Raw genomic sequence first — 4,194 nt, 5'->3', positions numbered from 1 at the left:
CGCGGGCCGTCCCGCCGCCGCGTCGCGGCGGCGCCGGGCCGGCTGAGCGGGCCCGGCCGACGGCCGCCCGGGCGGCGCGCCGTCGCTGTGGGTGAGCGGCGCGTGGTCCGGGTGTCGCCACCCGGGGAGCGACGGGGGATCGTCCGGGCCGGTGACGTCGCGGTCTCGCGCGGCGTGCCTGCGTGGTCACGGACGTCCCACCTGTCACAGTGCGCCACATGAAGCTGTCCGGCCTGCTGCACCGTTCCCGACCGGAGCTGCCGGGCCTGACCGGCCCGGCCCGCGCCGACCGTCGTATCGAGTCGGTGCTCCGGCGCCTGCGCCCCGGCGACATCGCCGTGATCGACCAGGTCGACCTGGACCGGGCGACCGCGGACGCGCTCGTCGCCGCTCGGGTCGCCGCGGTCGTCAACGCCGCCCCGTCGATCTCCGGCCGGTTCCCGAACCTCGGCCCGCAGGTGCTCGTCGAGGCGGGCATCCCGCTCGTCGACGACTGCGGTCCCGACACCCTGCGCGCGGTCAAGGACGGCATCCGGGTGCGGCTGCACGACGGCGTGCTCTACACCGGCGAGCAGCCGCTGTGCGAGGGCCGGGAGCAGACCGAGGACACCGTCGCCGACGCCCTGGACGAGGCCAAGCAGGGCCTGACCCACCAGCTCGAGGCGTTCGCCGCGAACACCATCGAGTTCATGCGCCGCGAGCGCTCGCTGCTCCTCGACGGGCACGGCGTCCCCGAGGTCGACGTCGCCCTCGACGGGCGGCCGGTGCTCGTCGTCGCCGCCGGGTTCGAGCACCTCGCCGTGCTGAAGCGGCTCAAGGCCTACATCAAGGAGTACCGGCCGGTACTCGTCGGCGTCGGGGCGGGCGCGGACGCGCTGCTCAACGCGCGCCACCGCCCGGACCTCATTGTCGCCGACCCGTCCGAGGTGTCGAACCAGGCGCTGACCAGCGGCGCCGACGTCGTCGTCCCTGCCTTCCCCGACGGGCACGCCCCGGGGCTGCACCGGGTGCAGGACCTGGGCGCCAGCGCCGTGACGTTCCCGTCGATGGCCAACCCCGAGGACCTCGCCCTGCTGCTCGCCCACCACCGCGGCGCCTCGATGATCGTCACGGTCGGGTTGTCGGCGTCGATGGGGGAGTTCCTCGACCGCGGGCGGTCGGGCAGCAACGCCTCGACGTTCCTGACCCGGCTGCAGGCGGGGGGCAGCGTCGTCGACGGCGCGATGATCGCCCAGATGTACCGGAGCCGGACCTCGTTCGCCCCGCTGCTGCTGCTCGTCGCGGCCGCGGTGGTCGCGGTCGTCGTCGCCGTGCTCGTGTCCGGCGGCGGCCCCGCGGTGCTGGAGTGGCTGCGTGGCGTGCTGGAGAGCCTGCGGGCCCTGGTCGCCGGATGGTTCCCGGCGTGATCTCGCGGCGCCACCACCGCATCGCCCTGGTCGCGGTGTTCGTGCTGGCCCTGGCGGCCGGGTTCGTCCTCGCCGTCGTCGGGCTCCCGCAGCGCATCGCCGACGTCGCGGCCTCGGGGACGGACACGGGCGAGACCGCCCGGCTGAGCGTCGAACGCGACACCCTGGCCGCGCAGCTGCACGCCAGTGACGAGTTCGCCGGCCGCGTCGGACCGGACCTGGTGCGCGGGAAGCTCACCGGGGTGCCCGTGACCGTCGTCGCGCTCGGTGCCGACCCGTCCGACACGCGCGCGGTCGCCGAGCTCGTCGTCGCCGCGGGGGGCAGCGTCGCGGGGGAGGTCGTGCTCACCCCGGCCGTCACCGACCCGGCCCGCGCCGACCAGCTGCGCGACCTGTCCGCACGGCTGCTGCCGTCGGGGGCCCAGCTCCCCACCGCCACCGACGCCGGTGCGCTCGCCGGGGGCCTGCTCGGCTCCGCGCTGCTGGCCCCGCCCGACGGCCCCGCACCAAACCCGGACGGGGCCGGCGCGGTGCTCGCCGGGCTCGCCGGCGGCGGCTTCGCCGAGGCACCGCAGGGCAGTCCCGCGGCCGGACGGGTGGCCGTCGTCGTCACCGGTGTCGCGTACTCCGGCGTGGACGCCGGCGCCTCGGCGTCCACCGCCGCGGCACTGGCCGCGGAGCTCGACCGTCGTGGCGCGGGAGCCGTGCTGGCCGGACGGGACGCCGCGGACGGCTCGGCCGTCGCCGCCGCCCGCTCGTCCGGGGCCGGTCCGATGGGCCGGCTCGCCACCGTCGACGGCGTCGGTACCGGGGCCGGGCGGGTCGCGACCGTGCTCGCGCTCGCCGAACGACAGGCAGGAGGCACCGGCCGCTACGGTTCCGGGGCCGGAACGGTGGGGCCGGTTCCCGCCGCCCCATGACCGATCGGTAGGCTGAAACTCCGTGCAGACTCGCGCCACCCGTCATCTCTTCGTCACCGGTGGGGTCGCGTCCTCGCTGGGTAAGGGCCTGACCGCCTCCAGTCTCGGTCAGTTGCTCACCGCGCGCGGGCTTCGCGTCACCATGCAGAAGCTCGACCCCTACTTGAACGTCGACCCCGGGACGATGAACCCGTTCCAGCACGGCGAGGTGTTCGTCACCGAGGACGGTGCCGAGACCGACCTCGACGTCGGCCACTACGAGCGGTTCCTGGACCGCGACCTCGCCGGGCGGGCCAACGTCACCACCGGCCAGGTCTACTCCGAGGTCATCGCCAAGGAGCGCCGCGGCGAGTACCTCGGCGACACCGTCCAGGTGATCCCGCACATCACCAACGAGATCAAGGACCGTGTCCTCGCGATGGCCGAGCCCGACGCCGAGGGCCTGGCCCCCGACGTCGTCATCACCGAGGTCGGCGGCACCATCGGCGACATCGAGTCGCTGCCGTTCGTCGAGGCCGCCCGCCAGGTCCGCCACGAGGTCGGCCGGGACAACTGCTTCTTCCTGCACGTGTCGCTGGTGCCGTACCTGGCGCCGTCGGGCGAGCTGAAGACCAAGCCGACCCAGCACTCCGTCGCGGCGCTGCGCAACATCGGCATCCAGCCCGACGCGGTGGTCCTGCGCGCCGACCGGGAGATCCCCGAGGGCATGAAGCGCAAGATCTCGCTGATGTGCGACATCGAACTCGACGGCGTCGCCGCGTGCCCGGACGCCCCGTCGATCTACGACATCCCGAAGGTGCTGCACGGCGAGGGCCTCGACGCCTACGTCGTGCGCCGGCTCGGGCTGCCGTTCCGCGACGTCGACTGGACCGTGTGGGGCGACCTGCTCGACCGCGTCCACCACCCGCGGGAGACCGCGACGATCGCACTGGTCGGCAAGTACGTCGACCTGCCCGACGCCTACCTCTCGGTCACCGAGGCGCTGCGGGCCGGCGGCTTCGCCCACCACGCCAAGGTGGCGATCCGCTGGGTGCCGTCGGACTCCTGCGAGACCCCGGCCGGCGCGGCCGAGGCGCTCGACGGCGTCGACGGAGTGCTCGTCCCCGGCGGCTTCGGCATCCGCGGCATCGAGGGCAAGCTCGGCGCGATCACCCACGCCCGCACCCGGCGCATCCCCACCCTGGGGCTGTGCCTGGGCCTGCAGTGCATGGTCATCGAGACCGCGCGCACCGTCGCCGGCCTGGAGGACGCCAGCTCGACCGAGTTCGACCCGGAGACCGCGCACCCGGTGATCTCGACGATGGCGACCCAGCGCGACGTCGTCGCGGGCGAGCGGGACATGGGCGGGACCATGCGCCTGGGCGCCTACCCGGCGGTGCTGCAGCCCGGCTCGGTCGCCGCGAAGGCCTACGGGTCGCGCGAGATCTCCGAGCGGCACCGGCACCGCTTCGAGGTGAACAACGCCTACCGGCAGCAGCTCACCGAGGCGGGCCTGGTGTTCGGGACCTCCCCGGACGGGACGCTCGTGGAGTTCGTGGAGCTGCCGTCGTCGCAGCACCCGTTCTTCGTCGGGACCCAGGCGCACCCCGAGCTCAAGAGCCGCCCGACCCGGCCGCACCCGCTGTTCGCGGCGTTCGTGAAGGCGGCGCTGCGCTACCGGGCCGAGGACCGGCTGCCGGTGCACCTGCCCGGCCGGGACAACACCGACGACGCCGAGACGGTCGAGGGCGACGACGTCGCCGTCGGCGCGGGCGGCAACGGCGTGGCCCGGGCCGAGAGCACCTCCGCCCGCTGACCCCGACCGGACCGGGCCGCCGACGGTGGCCCGGTCCGGCACGGCGGCCCGAGGCCCTGCCGCCGGGCGCGGC

Annotated in this window: 3 protein-coding genes; all 3 read left to right on the top strand. The window is 75.0% G+C overall.

Features of this window, described 5'->3' with window-relative positions; translation table 11 throughout:
- Nucleotides 1-218 precede the first annotated feature (218 nt).
- The 3 genes from steA to NH602_RS28740 are packed head-to-tail and all read left to right on the top strand — an operon-like array spanning nucleotide 219 to nucleotide 4,121.
- On the top strand, nucleotides 219-1,406 hold the full coding sequence (gene steA, locus NH602_RS28750; RefSeq protein ID WP_179760165.1) for a putative cytokinetic ring protein SteA: 1,188 nt from the start codon (nucleotides 219-221) through the stop codon (nucleotides 1,404-1,406).
- The gene (locus NH602_RS28745; protein ID WP_253069445.1) at nucleotides 1,403-2,326 is read left to right on the top strand and encodes a copper transporter; all 924 of its coding nucleotides are present in this window, start codon (nucleotides 1,403-1,405) and stop codon (nucleotides 2,324-2,326) included. Before steA ends, NH602_RS28745 begins: the two co-directional genes overlap by 4 nt.
- A gap of 22 nt (nucleotides 2,327-2,348) precedes the next feature.
- The gene (locus NH602_RS28740; RefSeq protein ID WP_253069444.1) at nucleotides 2,349-4,121 is read left to right on the top strand and encodes a CTP synthase; all 1,773 of its coding nucleotides are present in this window, start codon (nucleotides 2,349-2,351) and stop codon (nucleotides 4,119-4,121) included.
- Nucleotides 4,122-4,194: the final 73 nt, after the last annotated feature.

The organism is Pseudonocardia sp. McavD-2-B, assembly GCF_024124365.1.
Taxonomy (GTDB): Bacteria; Actinomycetota; Actinomycetes; order Mycobacteriales; family Pseudonocardiaceae; genus Pseudonocardia; species Pseudonocardia alni.
This window is presented reverse-complemented; position numbering and strand designations above follow the sequence as displayed.